General features: G+C 67.9%; 12 protein-coding genes. 5 read left to right on the forward strand and 7 right to left on the reverse strand.

Translation table 11 applies throughout. The features are described 5' to 3' along the window. The 4 genes from LXB15_RS10915 (at window position 1) to rsmA (ending at window position 5,459) form a co-directional block, all read left to right on the forward strand. Window positions 1-2,496 (forward strand): LPS-assembly protein LptD, encoded by a 2,496-nt coding sequence (locus LXB15_RS10915; protein WP_233948490.1) that lies wholly within the window; start codon window positions 1-3, stop codon window positions 2,494-2,496. A gap of 148 nt (window positions 2,497-2,644) precedes the next feature. Then, window positions 2,645-3,592 (forward strand): peptidylprolyl isomerase, encoded by a 948-nt coding sequence (locus LXB15_RS10920; protein WP_233948491.1) that lies wholly within the window; start codon window positions 2,645-2,647, stop codon window positions 3,590-3,592. Next, window positions 3,589-4,632: a 4-hydroxythreonine-4-phosphate dehydrogenase PdxA gene (pdxA, locus tag LXB15_RS10925; RefSeq protein WP_233948492.1), complete on the forward strand. Its 1,044-nt coding sequence runs from the start codon at window positions 3,589-3,591 to the stop codon at window positions 4,630-4,632. Before LXB15_RS10920 ends, pdxA begins: the two co-directional genes overlap by 4 nt. Further along, window positions 4,629-5,459, forward strand: a complete 831-nt coding sequence (gene rsmA / locus LXB15_RS10930) for a 16S rRNA (adenine(1518)-N(6)/adenine(1519)-N(6))-dimethyltransferase RsmA (protein ID WP_233948493.1) — start codon at window positions 4,629-4,631, stop codon at window positions 5,457-5,459. The genes pdxA and rsmA overlap by 4 nt, the downstream gene beginning before the upstream one ends. Window positions 5,460-5,485: 26 nt before the next feature. Here rsmA and gmk read toward each other — a convergent pair whose 3' ends face one another. The 7 genes from gmk to fabD form a co-directional block, all read right to left on the reverse strand. Next, a complete protein-coding gene (gene gmk, locus LXB15_RS10935; protein ID WP_233948494.1) occupies window positions 5,486-6,151 on the reverse strand; it encodes a guanylate kinase in 666 nt (221 codons plus the stop codon). Beyond that, window positions 6,148-7,035 (reverse strand): YicC/YloC family endoribonuclease, encoded by an 888-nt coding sequence (locus tag LXB15_RS10940; protein ID WP_233948495.1) that lies wholly within the window; start codon window positions 7,033-7,035, stop codon window positions 6,148-6,150. Before LXB15_RS10940 ends, gmk begins: the two co-directional genes overlap by 4 nt. A gap of 45 nt (window positions 7,036-7,080) precedes the next feature. Further along, window positions 7,081-8,202: an endolytic transglycosylase MltG gene (mltG, locus tag LXB15_RS10945; protein ID WP_233948496.1), complete on the reverse strand. Its 1,122-nt coding sequence runs from the start codon at window positions 8,200-8,202 to the stop codon at window positions 7,081-7,083. A 100-nt stretch (window positions 8,203-8,302) separates the two neighbouring features. Further along, window positions 8,303-9,568, reverse strand: a complete 1,266-nt coding sequence (fabF, locus tag LXB15_RS10950) for a beta-ketoacyl-ACP synthase II (RefSeq protein ID WP_233948497.1) — start codon at window positions 9,566-9,568, stop codon at window positions 8,303-8,305. Between the two features lie 40 nt (window positions 9,569-9,608). After that, complete coding sequence (locus LXB15_RS10955) at window positions 9,609-9,845, reverse strand: acyl carrier protein (RefSeq protein WP_026358398.1); 237 nt, start codon at window positions 9,843-9,845, stop codon at window positions 9,609-9,611. Window positions 9,846-10,010: 165 nt separating this feature from the next. Further along, window positions 10,011-10,748 carry a 3-oxoacyl-[acyl-carrier-protein] reductase gene (gene fabG, locus LXB15_RS10960; protein ID WP_233948498.1) on the reverse strand — a complete coding sequence of 246 codons (738 nt, stop codon included), beginning with the start codon at window positions 10,746-10,748 and terminating at the stop codon, window positions 10,011-10,013. 46 nt (window positions 10,749-10,794) lie between these two features. Then, window positions 10,795-11,733: an ACP S-malonyltransferase gene (gene fabD / locus LXB15_RS10965; protein ID WP_233948499.1), complete on the reverse strand. Its 939-nt coding sequence runs from the start codon at window positions 11,731-11,733 to the stop codon at window positions 10,795-10,797. A 375-nt stretch (window positions 11,734-12,108) separates the two neighbouring features. Here fabD and rpsF point away from each other — a divergent pair, with 375 nt between their 5' ends. Further along, on the forward strand, window positions 12,109-12,561 hold the full coding sequence (rpsF, locus tag LXB15_RS10970; RefSeq protein ID WP_233948500.1) for a 30S ribosomal protein S6: 453 nt from the start codon (window positions 12,109-12,111) through the stop codon (window positions 12,559-12,561). The last annotated feature ends 2 nt before the right edge of the window (window positions 12,562-12,563 follow it).

Raw genomic sequence — 12,563 nt, forward strand, 5'->3', positions numbered from 1 at the left:
ATGATTCCGAGGGGGACCGACGGCCGGCGAAGGGGTATCGCCGGGCCGCGCGTAAAGGGGTTTCTCCTTGCCGGCACGGCGTTTTGCGCGCTCGGGCTGGCAAGCGGCGAATCCCATGCGCAACCCGCGCTGCCCGCCGACATCCAGGCACCGGAGAACGCGCAGCTGTTCCTCGAGGCCGACACCGTCACCTATGACAGCGAATCTTCGGTCGTCACCGCGGGCGGCGGCGTGCAGATCGACTACGGTTCGTACAAGCTGGTCGCCCGGCAGGTCGTCTACGACCAGAACACCCGTCGTTTGATCGCCACCGGCGATGTGGAACTGCAACAGCCGGACGGGAATCGCATCTACGCGGACTCGATCGACATCACCGACGACTTCCGCGACGGCTTCGTTCAGGCGCTGCGCATCGAGACCCCGGAGAACACCCGCTTTGCCGCCGCCGACGCCGTCCGGCGCGACGGCAGCGTCACGACCTTCCAGCAGGGCGTCTACACCGCCTGCGAACCCTGCAAGGAGCACCCGGAGCGGGCGCCGCTCTGGCAGGTGAAGGCCCGCAAGATCGTCTGGGACCAGACGCAGAAGGAAATCCGCTACTACGGCGCGCAGTTCGAGTTCTTCGGCGCGCCGATCGCCTATCTGCCCTACTTCCAGTCGCCGGACCCGACGGTGAAGCGCAAGTCCGGCTTCCTGCCGCCGTCGTTCCGCTCGTCCGAAGAGCTCGGATACGGCCTGCGGGTGCCGTATTTCTTCGCCATCGCCGACGACAAGGACGTCACCGTCGCGGGCACCTACTACACCAAGCAGGGTTTCCTCGGCGAGGTCGAGTACCGCCAGGCCGTCGAGAACGGCTACTTCACCCTCCAGGCCGCCGGCATCGTCCAGCAGGACCCGGACGCGTTCAGCGGCGACAACATCTATGGCACGGACGGCGACATTGTCCGCGCCTCGCCGGACTTCGCCAACACCGAACGCGGCATGATCGGCACGACCGGCAAGTTCGCGCTCAGCGACCGCTGGACGTTCGGCTGGGACGTCCTTGCGCAGTCCGACGAGAACTTCTCCAAGACCTACGAGATCCCCGGCTTCAGCGAGACCCTGCGCACCTCGGAAATCTATCTCACCGGTCTCGGCGACCAGAGCGTCTTCGACCTGCGGGCGCAGAAATTCGACTTCCAGTCGATCGACCCGACCTTCGAGGACCAGCAGCCCTACGTACTGCCCAGCTTCGACTACCAGCGCATCGAGCAGGAGGACGTGCTCGGCGGCGAGGTCCAGATCGACCTCAACGTCGCCTCGCTGCATCGCGAGGAGGACCAGCTCACCGGCCTCTGCGCGACGTCGCTCTCGGACGGGAGCTGCCTGTTCCCGACGACCGGCTACTGGTTCCGCCCCGACCTGACGCGCTACCTCGGCCTCGAGGGCGACTACACGCGTGCCACGGCCGCAGCCAAGTGGGAGGACAGCTACGCGCTCAACTCCGGCCTCGTGCTGAAGCCGATCGCCGCGGTGCGCGGAGACCTCTACACCGCCGACATGAGTTCGGACGGGTTCACCAACTACTATGCCGGCCCGACGCCGGGCTTCGATCCCGCGCAGCCGACCGGGTGGTTCGAGCAGGGCGCCATCGACATCGACGATTCCGGCGCGCGCGGCATGGCCACCGGTGCGCTCGAAGCCCGCTATCCGTATCTGATCGAGACCGCCCACTCGACGCATGTGATCGAGCCGATCGCCCAGCTGATCGTACGTCCGGACGAGACCCGCATCGGACTCGTGCCGAACGAGGACGCCCAGACGCTGGTGTTCAACACCGCCAACCTGTTCGCGCTCGACAAGTTCTCCGGCTACGACCGCATCGAAGGCGGCAGCCGCACCAATTACGGCCTGCGCTACGCCGCGACCCTGGACAGCGGCTATTCGCTCGATGCGGTGATCGGCCAGTCCTACCACCTCGGCGGCGTCAACTCGTTCGCCGAAACCGATCTGGCGCTGGTCGGCTACGATTCGGGACTCGAGACCGACCGGTCCGACTATGTGACGTCGCTCGCCATCGGAACGCCGATCGGCCTCGAATTCGGCACGCAGATGCGGCTCGACGAAGAGGATTACGAGCTCCGCCGGACCGACGTCTACGGCTCCTACGCCTTCGCCAGGGGCAGCGCTCAGCTGACCTACACCGAGATCGCGGCGCAGCCGATCTACGGCGCCATTGAGGACCGGAGCCAGGTGACCGCATCCGGCACGCTGACCTTCGCCCCCAACTGGACGGCGTTCGGCGCGCTCGGCTACGACATCGAGAACGAGACGGTGGTCGAGAAGACCTTCGGCGTGGGCTATGCCGACGAGTGCTTCAGCCTCCTCGTGTCCTATTCCGACACGACGAACCGCTACACGCAGGAAGCCAATTCGACGAAGCTGATGTTCACGGTCGGCCTGCGAACCATCTCGGACTTCTCGCAGTCCTATGATATCGGGGACAGCGGCAGCTGACCGGTTGGGAGCCAGCTGAACGGCCGACGCGCTGCAGCGCTCGATCATGGTGAAATACTGGTCGGGTGATCATTATTTCGCCAGAGCCGACGTCTAGAGGCATCGCAACCTGCCGAAGCCATCGCCCCGGAGGAGGAGTTCCAGAACCATGAGCGTTCACAACGTCGTCAAGCGTGCGGCCCTCGCACTCGTCCTGCTCGGATCGACGGCGGTGACTGCACCCCTGCTCGCGACGTCGGCACAGGCCGCCTCGGAGATCAGCGTCGTCGTCAACCGCCAGCCCATCACCACCTTCCAGATCCGCCAGCGCGCGGCTTTCCTGAAGTTGCGCCGGGTCGGCGGCAACGTCACACAGAAAGCCACCGACGAGCTGATCGACGAGGAACTGAAGAAGCAGGAAATCCGTCGGCGCGGCATCGACGTCCCCGACACCGCCGTCAACGAGGCCTACGGCCGGTTCGCCGCCGAGAACAAGATGAACGAACAACAGCTTGCCGAAGTCCTGTCGAGCGCCGGCTTCTCCGCCGAAGCGTTCAAGGATTACATCCGGGTGCAGATGGGCTGGGGCCAGGCGGTGCAGGCGCATATGCGCAGCGCCGACCGGATGAGCGAACAGGACGTCGTGCAGCGCATGCTGGCGCAGGGCGGCCAGAAGCCCTCCACGACGGAATACACGCTGCAGCAGGTCATCTTCGTCATCCCCGATGGCCAGCGCGGTGCGCTTCTCGCCCAGCGCAAGCGCGAGGCCGACGGCATGCGCGGGCGCTTCCAGTCCTGCGACGCCACCTACACCTTCGCCAAGGGGCTGCGCGACGTCACCGTCCGCGACCTCGGACGCGTCGCCCAGCCGGAACTGCCGCCGCGCTGGAAGGACGACATCATGCGGGCCGGCAACGGCAAGACCACGCCGGTGCAGGAAACCGAACGAGGCGTCGAGTACATCGCCATCTGCGGCAGCCGCAGCATTTCGGACGACAAGGTCGCAGCGATGGTCTTCCAGTCGAACGACATGGAGAAGCTGGGCCAGGAAGGCGGCGGCCCCGACGCAGCCTTCCTGAAGAAGCTACGCGACGAGGCGCAGATCAGCCGCCGATGAGTGCTCCGGAGAGCCGCGGCCGGCTGCCGCCGGTCGCCGTCACGCTCGGCGAACCGTCGGGCGTCGGGCCGGACATCGTCCTTGCCATGCATGCGGGCCAGCACCCCGACCTGCCGGCCTTCTTCGTCCTCGCCGATCCCCGGATGCTCGCGGATCGCGCCACGCGGCTCGCCATCCCGGTTTCGCTGCACCTGATCGCTTCGCCGCAGGAGGCCGCGTCGGCGCCCTCCGGCACGCTTGCGGTGCTGCCGCTCGTCAACCGCCAAGGCGAGACGCCGGGCCGGATCGATCCCGACAACGCCGCCGGAACCGTCGAGGCGATCGACCGCGCCACGGCGCTCGTCCTTGCCGGCGAGGCCTCGGCGCTCGTGACCGGCCCGATCGACAAGAAGGCGCTCTACGATTTCGGCTTCCAGCATCCGGGCCACACCGAGTATCTCGCCGATCTCTGTGCGCGCCGGCTCGGCCGTCCGTTCACCCCGGTCATGCTGCTCACCGGCCCGGAACTCTCCTGCGTTCCCGTGACCATCCATATCCCGATCGCCGAGGTGCCGCGCCAGCTGACCGTCGGGCTGATCGAGACGACCTGCCGCATCGTCGCCGACGACTATCGCGCCCGGCTTGGCATCGCCTCGCCGCGCCTGGCGGTCTCCGGGCTCAACCCGCATGCGGGAGAAAAGGGCGCGATCGGCAGCGAGGAGGAGACGGTGATCCGTCCGGCGATCGAGCGGCTGCGAACCGCCGGCATCGACGCGTTCGGACCGCTGCCCGGCGACACGATGTTCCACGCCGAGGCTCGGCGCGGCTACGACGTAGCGATCTGCATGTATCACGACCAGGCGCTGATCCCCGCCAAGACGCTGGCCTTCGACCAGACGGTCAACGCGACGCTCGGGCTGCCCATCATCCGCACGTCGCCGGATCACGGGACGGCCGCCGACATCGCCGGCACCGGCAGGGCACGCCCGGACAGCTTCCTCGCCGCGCTTCGTCTTGCGGGGCGCATGGCGACTTCGGCCAGCCACGCGGCCGGCGCGTGAGCCCCATCGATCCGCTGCCGCCGCTGCGAACCGTGCTGGCCGAATACGGGCTGGAGCCCCGCCGCAGCCTCGGCCAGAATTTCCTCCTGGACCTCAATCTCACCGCCCGGATCGCGCGACAGGCGCAGCCGCTGGAGAACGCCACGATCGTCGAGGTCGGCCCCGGCCCTGGCGGGCTGACGCGGGCGCTCCTCGCCGAAGGCGCCGGCCGGGTGATCGCAGTCGAGAAGGATCCGCGCTGCCTCCCTGCCCTCCACGCCATCGCCGATCACTATCCCGGGCGGCTGGAGATCATCGAGGCCGACGCGCTGACCCTCGACATCGGCACCATCGCCCATACGGGAACGCTCAAGGTCGTCGCCAACCTGCCCTACAATGTCGGCACGCAGCTGCTGCTGAACTGGATCGCGACGCCCGACTGGCCGCCGGCCTGGGAGAGCCTGACGCTGATGTTCCAGCGCGAGGTGGCCGAGCGCATCGTCGCGGCGCCGGGTTCCGACCACTATGGTCGGCTGGGGGTCCTGGCGGGCTGGCGGACCGTGTCCCGCATCGCATTCGACGTGTCGCGCGAGGCGTTCACGCCGCCGCCCAAGGTGACCTCCTCGGTGGTGCGGATCGTGCCGCGCCCGGCGCCCGAAGACGTTCCGCTGGCGGCGCTCGAGACGGTGACGGCGGCGGCCTTCGGGCAGCGGCGCAAGATGCTGCGCCAGAGCCTCAAGGCACTCGGCGGCGAGGCGCTGCTCGCCCGCGCCGGGATTGATCCGCAGCGCCGGGCGGAGACCCTGTCGGTCTCGGAATTCGTCAGCATCGCCCGATTGTTAGGCTGACCTGACGAGAATCCGATTCAGTCGCTTCAAGCGATCTCTTCGGCCAGCAGCTGGGCGGTGAAGTCGTAGAGCCCCGGCCGGCGGTCGCGGCGCAACCGCTCGGCGTTGATGATCGAGCGGACCGCCGAGAAGGCGCGGTCGAGATCGTCGTTGATCACCACGTAGTCGTAGTCGCGCCAGCGGGCGATCTCCACCTTGGCGTTCTTCAGCCGCACGGCGATCGTCTCGCCGGAATCCTCGGCGCGGCGCAGGAGCCGCGTCTTCAATTCTGCCATCGACGGCGGCAGGATGAAGATCGAGACGATGTCGGCCTTGGCCTGGCGCTGCAGCTGCAGCGCCCCCTGGTAGTCGATGTCGAACAGCATGTCGCGGCCGTCCTGCATGGCCTTCTCGGCGGCCGAACGCGGCGTGCCGTAGAGGTTGCCGTGCACCTCGGCCCATTCCAGCAGGGCGCCGCCCTCGCGCATCTGGTGGAACTCGTCACGCTCGATGAAGTGGTAGTGAACGCCGTCGATCTCGCTGGCCCGGCGCTTGCGCGTCGTCACGCTGATCGACAGCGAGAACAGCGGATCGGAATCGAGCAAGGTCCGGGCGATCGTCGACTTGCCGGCGCCGGAGGGCGAAGAAAGGACGAGCATCAGGCCGCGACGCGCGATCTTGATGGGCGATTCGGTGTCGAAGATCGACGTCATTCTAGATTCTGCACCTGTTCCCGGAACTGATCGACCACGACCTTCAGCTCCAGCCCGATGGCGGTGAGCGAGGTCGCGTTCGACTTGGCGCAGACCGTATTCGATTCGCGGTTGAATTCCTGCGATAAAAAGTCGAGGCGCCGTCCGATCGGCCCGCCTCCGTCGAGCAGTGCCCGCGCGGCGTCGACATGGGCGCGCAGCCGGTCGAGCTCCTCGCGGATGTCGGCCCGTGTCGCCAGCAGGGCCGCTTCCTGGTGCAGGCGGGCCTCGTCGAGCCGGGCGTCGGTGCCAAGGAGGTCGGCAAGCTGCGAGGCGAGGCGCTGGCGTATCACCTGCGGGGAGCGCGCCGGGTCCTGCTCGGCCCTGCCGACGAGCGCGGCGATCTCGTCGATGCGCAGCAGCAGGATCTCGCGGAGCGCATCCCCTTCCGACTGGCGCGCCACGGCCAGTGCCGCCAGCGCCGCCGCGAAGCCCTCGGTGACGGCCGCGTGTCGCCGGGCCTCCACCTCCGGGTCCGGACGGATCTCGGCGACGTCGACGATGCCCTTGATCGCCAGGATACCGTCGGCCGTCGGCGCGGCGGCATGACCGTCGGCGACCAGCCGGGACGACAGCGCCAGCACCCGGTTCAGCATGGCGTCGTTGACGATGAGTTCCGGCAGGGTGGCGTCGCGCTTCAGCTGCAGCCCGGCCTGGATGTTGCCGCGCGACAGGTGCGAGGCGGCGAGGCGGCGAAGCGCCGGCTCGATCGGCTCGAAGCCCGGCGGCAGCCGCAGCCGCATGTCGAGGCCCTTGCCGTTGACGGAGCGAAGCTCCCAGACGAACTCGATCCCCTCGGCGACGGCTTCGTGTCGGGCAAAGCCCGTCATGCTCTGGACGGGCATGGCCTCACCCCTCATGCGCTCAGCCGGAAATCCGGCGCGGCGCGATCACTCCTCGGCGGCTTCCGTCGCCGCACGCTGCTGGCGCTCGAAGGCGCGGTACTCCTGCACATTGCGGTTGTGCTCTTCCAGCGTCTCGGAGAACACGTGCCCACCCGTCCCGTCGGCGACGAAGTAGATGTCGTCGGTCTCCAGCGGATTGGCCACGGCTTCCAGCGCCGCGCGGCCGGGATTGGCGATCGGGCCCGGCGGCAGACCGTTGATCCGGTAGGTGTTGTAGGGCGTGTCGCTCTCGATGTCCGACTGGGTGACCGGCCGGTCAGCCGGCTTTCCGGCACCGCCGTACACCCCGTAGAGGAAGGTCGGGTCGGACTGCAGCCGCATGCCCTTGCGCAGGCGGTTGACGAAGACCGAGGCGACGTGGGGCCGCTCGCTGGCAATGCCCGTCTCCCGCTCGACGATCGACGCGAGCGTCAGGAACTGACCGATGTCGTCGACCGGGATCTCGGGGTTCCGCTTCTCCCAGATCTCGGCGACGAGCCGGTCCTGGGCTTCCTTCATGCGCTGGACCAGGCCCTTGCGGCTGTCGCCCCGCTGGACGAGGTAGGTGTCGGGGCGCAGCGTGCCCTCGGGCAGCAGTTCTGGCATCTCGCCCGACAGGACTTCCGACGCCGCGATGCGGTCGTAGATGCGCTGGACCGTCCAGCCTTCCGGGATCGTGACGGAGTGGACGATCGACTTGCCGGTGCGCAGCTTCTCCATCACGCCGCGCATCGAGATGCCGGGCTCGAACGCGTATTCGCCGGGCTTCAGCTCGCCGCCCGCGCCGGCAATCCGCACGCCATACTCGAAGACCTGAGCGTCGCTGATGATCCCCTCGCGCTCCAGCCCGGCCGCGATGGTCTGCGCGCCCGAGCCGCTCGGCACGACGTAGGTGGCCTCCTGACGGAGCGGGCCCGGGCCCTCGAACTGCCCGGCGCCCCAGTAGATCACGGCGCCGGCGGCCAGCATCAGGAACAGCGCCATCGACAGGCAGAAGTTCAGGAAGATGACGAGCTGGCTGCGCGCATAGCGCGAGCGGCGCGGCGGCAGGGGAGCCGGCGACGGCCGCAATTCGCGGGCCGCCCTGCGGCGCTCGCGTCTCGAATCGGCTCCCGAGTCCTCGCTCACCGGATCATCCCCCGAATGCGTTGCCGTGACCGCCGAAGCATCACTGGAATGTGGCGAAAGCCCGGACGAACCGCGCCCCGGGACCCGACGATGCGCGGGACTATTCGTCCAGCTGCCGCAGGATCAGCGACGCGTTGGTGCCCCCGAACCCGAACGAGTTCGACAACGCGATCTTGATGTCCTTCTCGCGCTTCACGTGCGGCACGAGATCGATCTTCGTCTCGACGGACGGATTGTCGAGATTGAGCGTCGGCGGCGCGACGTTGTCGCGGATCGCCAGGGCCGAGAAGATCGCCTCGACGGCACCCGCGGCGCCGAGAAGATGGCCGATCGCCGACTTCGTCGAGGACATCGAAATCCCCGCCGCCGCATCGCCGAGCAGCCGCTCGATCGCCCGCAGCTCGATCTCGTCGCCGAGCGGCGTCGAGGTGCCGTGGGCGTTGACGTAATCGATGTCGTGCGGGGTGATGCCGGCGCGCTTCATCGCCGCGGACATGCAGCGATAGGCGCCGTCGCCGTCTTCCGCCGGAGCGGTGATGTGGTAGGCGTCGCCCGACATGCCGTAGCCGATCACCTCGGCATAGATGCGCGCGCCGCGTGCGCGGGCGTGGTCGAGCTCCTCGAGCACAACGATGCCGGCGCCCTCGCCCATGACGAAGCCGTCGCGATCACGGTCGTAAGGGCGCGAGCCGCGGGTCGGATCGTCGTTGAAATGCGTCGACAGCGCCCGGCAGGCGGCAAAGCCGGCGACGGCGAGCCGCGAAACCGGCGATTCCGCGCCGCCGGCGACCATCACGTCGGCATCGCCGAGGGCGATGATCCGCGAGGCGTCGCCGATCGCGTGCGCGCCCGTCGAGCAGGCGGTGACCACGGAATGGTTGGGGCCCTTCAGGCCGTTGCGGATCGACACATGGCCGGACGCAAGGTTGATCAGGCTGCCCGGAATGAAGAAGGGGCTGACCCTGCGGGGGCCCTTTTCGGCAAGGATGAGCGCCGTGCGCTCGATACCCTGCAGGCCGCCGATGCCCGAGCCGATCAGAACGCCGCTGGCGATCTGGTCCTCGTAGCTGTCGGGATGCCAGTCGGCATCGTCCAACGCCTCGGATGCCGCGGCCATCGCATAGACGATGAAATCATCGACCTTGCGCTGTTCCTTCGGCTCCATCCACTGGTCGGGATCGAAGGTGCCGTCCTCGCCGGCGCCGCGCGGAATCTGCCCGGCGATCTGGCACGCGAGGTCGGAGACCTCGAAATGCTCGATCCGCTTGAGACCGCTCTCGCCGTTCAGGAGGCGCTTCCATGTGACGCCGGCACCCGCCCCGAGGGGGCTGACCATGCCGACGCCCGTGATAACAACTCGTCTCATCAAATGCTCAATCGCCCAGGCGGACGCTCCGCCTGATGCGTCAGGCCTGATTCTTCTCGATGAACTTCACCGCGTCGCCGACGGTGAGGATGGTCTCGGCGGCATCGTCCGGGATCTCGACACCGAACTCCTCCTCGAAGGCCATGACGAGCTCGACCGTGTCGAGGCTGTCGGCGCCAAGATCGTCGATGAAGCTGGCGTTCTCGGTGACCTTCTCCTGCTCGACGCCCAGATGTTCGACGACGATCTTCTTCACTCGCTCGGCGGTATCGCTCATTGTCAGTCCTCTATTGCGATGGTGCTGCCGCTTTCGTTAGACGCGGGGCGACGCTTTATCAAGCGGCACCGACCGGCATCTCCGTCGGGCATCAGCGTGGGTCGAATGGTTCGGTGGCGCGGCGCTTACCACGCCGCGACGCAGGGGCCAAGGGAAAGGCCCGGCTCAGATCATCACCATGCCGCCGTTGACGTGCAGCGTCTGGCCGGTGACGTACCCGGCCTGGTCGGATGCCAGATAGACCGCGGCGGCGGCGATGTCGCCGCCCTCGCCCATGCGCTTCATGGGGATCGCCCCCATGATCGTGTCCTTCTGCTTGTCGTTCAGCTTGTCGGTCATGGCGCTGGCGATGAAGCCCGGGGCGATGCAGTTCACCGTCACGTTGCGCGAGGCGATTTCCTGGGCGAGCGACTTGGAAAAGCCGATCATGCCCGCCTTGGCGGCGCAATAATTCGCCTGGCCCGGATTGCCCGTGACGCCGACGATCGAGGTGATGTTGATGATTCGCCCGTGCCGGCGGCGCATCATCGGATGGGTGATGCCGCGCGTCAGCCGGAAGGCGGCGGTCAGATCCACCTCGATGACGCTGTCCCAGTCGTCGTCCGACATCCGTACGAACAGGCCGTCGCGGGTGATGCCGGCATTGTTCACGAGGATGTCGACGCCCTGCATCTCCGTCTCGGCGGTCTCGGCCAGCACCTTCTGCGCGTCGCGGTCGGCGAGGTCGGCGGGAAACACCATCGTGCGGTCGCCGAGTTCGGCGGCGAGCGCGTCGAGCTTCTCGCGCCGCGTGCCGTGCAGGCCCACGGTTGCCCCGGCCGCGTGGAACGCGCGGGCGATCGCCTCGCCGATGCCGCCGCTGGCACCGGTGACAAGCGCCTTGCGCCCGGTCAGGTCAAACATCTGGTCTCCTTCCCATTATCGTTGCGCGGCTCCTGGCGCTGCGCCTTCAGCCGCGTTCTCCGGAAAATGCCCGAACCTCGTCAACCGTCCCGACTGCAGACGTAACGAGGTTCTTGTCGATGCGGCGCGCAAGTCCGCTCAGCACCCGGCCGCTGCCGATCTCGACCAGCTTCGTCACGCCCTCCCGCGCCAGGAACTCGACGCTCTCGCGCCAGCGGACCTGCCCGGTCACCTGCCGGACCAGGCGCTCACGAATCTCGTCGGGCTGGCTGGTCGGGGTCGCCGTCACGTTCGATATGACAGGCACCGAAGGCGCCGCGATGGCGGTCTCGGCCAGCGCCGCCTGCATGCGCTCTGCCGCCGGCTGCATCAGCCGGCAGTGAAAGGGCGCGGATACCGAGAGCGGGATGGCCCGCTTGGCGCCCCGCTCCGGCGCCATCGCCACGGCGCGGTCGATCGCGGCCCGGTTGCCGGAGATGACGATCTGCCCGCCGCCATTGTCGTTCGCCGGCTCGCAGACCTCGCCCTCCGCCGCGGCGGCGCAGAGCGCCAGCACCGCCTCCGCATCGAGGCCGAGAATGGCCGCCATGGCGCCCTCGCCCTGCGGCACGGCGGCCTGCATGGCGGTGCCACGGATGCGCAGGAGCCGGGCAGTGTCGGCGACGGTGATCGCTCCGGCCGCGGCCAGGGCCGAATATTCGCCGAGCGAGTGACCGGCGACGAAACGCGCCTCGCTCAGGCTGAACCCCTCGGCCTCGAGCGCCCGCAGCGCGGCGATCGAGACCGCCATCAACGCCGGCTGGGCGTTGGCGGTCAGCGTCAGCTGGTCGTCGGGCCCCTCGAAGATCAGCGTCGAGAGCTTCTCGCCGAGCGCCTCGTCGACCTCCTCGAACACGGCACGGCTTTCGGCGAACGAATCGAAGAGCGTCCGGCCCATGCCGACGCTCTGACTGCCCTGCCCGGGAAAGACCAATGCCATGGCCATGCGCGATCTCCTGTGATTTCATGTCGGCGAGTGCCCGCAATGATTGTCCCCATTGTGTCCTGTCAAGGCTGCGGGGGCGCGGAAGCGGCGCTTTCGCCCTGCGGCGGACCGCCGAGGGGTTGAATTGCCGGCGGAAACCCGGTAGTTGCCACCCGTCAATGCTCGGGCCTCAGCTGGGGGCTGAACGGAAGGCTGCCGCTGTGCCGGCAACAGGGTGCCATAGAAGGCATCGGCTTCCCGTGTCTCCGCTCTCGACCGTTCTCGTACAGGCGCCTTTCCACATCGTCCCGGTTCGCCGGGTTCGCAGGGAAGTCGACGAGGCTTAGCCGCTGTACCCGGGCAGATGCGAACGAAACAATGGAAAGGCGATAGCGCATGGCTCTTTACGAGCACGTATTTCTTTCGCGCCAGGATATCTCGAACCAGCAGGTCGAGGCTCTCGTCGAGCAGTATCGTGGCGTGCTCGAGACCAACGGCGGCAAGGTCGGCAAGGTCGAGAACTGGGGTCTCAAGACCCTCACCTACCGGATCAACAAGAACCGGAAGGCCTACTACACCCTGATGAACATCGACGCCCCGTCGGCGGCGGTGCAGGAGATGGAGCGCCAGATGCGCTTCAACGAGGACATCCTCCGCTACATCACCATCCGCGTCGATGAGCACGAGGATGGCCAGTCGGTGATGATGCAGAAGCGCGACGACCGGCCCCGCCGTGGCGGCCGCGACGATCGAGGCGACCGGGGCGACCGTCCCCGCCGTGACGATGACCGCCCGCGTCGCGATCGCGACGATGATCGCCCGCGCCGCAGCCGTGACGAGTCGGAGTAAGA

Origin of the sequence: Aurantimonas sp. HBX-1, assembly GCF_021391535.1 — a bacterium.
Classification (GTDB): Bacteria; Pseudomonadota; Alphaproteobacteria; order Rhizobiales; family Rhizobiaceae; genus Aurantimonas.

What these genes read in the sequence shown, in the direction of transcription:
- LXB15_RS10915 (WP_233948490.1), top strand. Translation starts at nt 1, where the DNA reads ATGATTCCGAGGGGGACCGACGGCCGGCGAAGGGGTATCGCCGGGCCG.
- LXB15_RS10920 (WP_233948491.1), top strand. Translation starts at nt 2,645, where the DNA reads ATGAGCGTTCACAACGTCGTCAAGCGTGCGGCCCTCGCACTCGTCCTG.
- pdxA (WP_233948492.1), top strand. Translation starts at nt 3,589, where the DNA reads ATGAGTGCTCCGGAGAGCCGCGGCCGGCTGCCGCCGGTCGCCGTCACG.
- gmk (WP_233948494.1), bottom strand. Translation starts at nt 6,151, where the DNA reads ATGACGTCGATCTTCGACACCGAATCGCCCATCAAGATCGCGCGTCGC.
- LXB15_RS10940 (WP_233948495.1), bottom strand. Translation starts at nt 7,035, where the DNA reads ATGCCCGTCCAGAGCATGACGGGCTTTGCCCGACACGAAGCCGTCGCC.
- fabF (WP_233948497.1), bottom strand. Translation starts at nt 9,568, where the DNA reads ATGAGACGAGTTGTTATCACGGGCGTCGGCATGGTCAGCCCCCTCGGG.
- LXB15_RS10955 (WP_026358398.1), bottom strand. Translation starts at nt 9,845, where the DNA reads ATGAGCGATACCGCCGAGCGAGTGAAGAAGATCGTCGTCGAACATCTG.
- fabG (WP_233948498.1), bottom strand. Translation starts at nt 10,748, where the DNA reads ATGTTTGACCTGACCGGGCGCAAGGCGCTTGTCACCGGTGCCAGCGGC.
- fabD (WP_233948499.1), bottom strand. Translation starts at nt 11,733, where the DNA reads ATGGCCATGGCATTGGTCTTTCCCGGGCAGGGCAGTCAGAGCGTCGGC.
- rpsF (WP_233948500.1), top strand. Translation starts at nt 12,109, where the DNA reads ATGGCTCTTTACGAGCACGTATTTCTTTCGCGCCAGGATATCTCGAAC.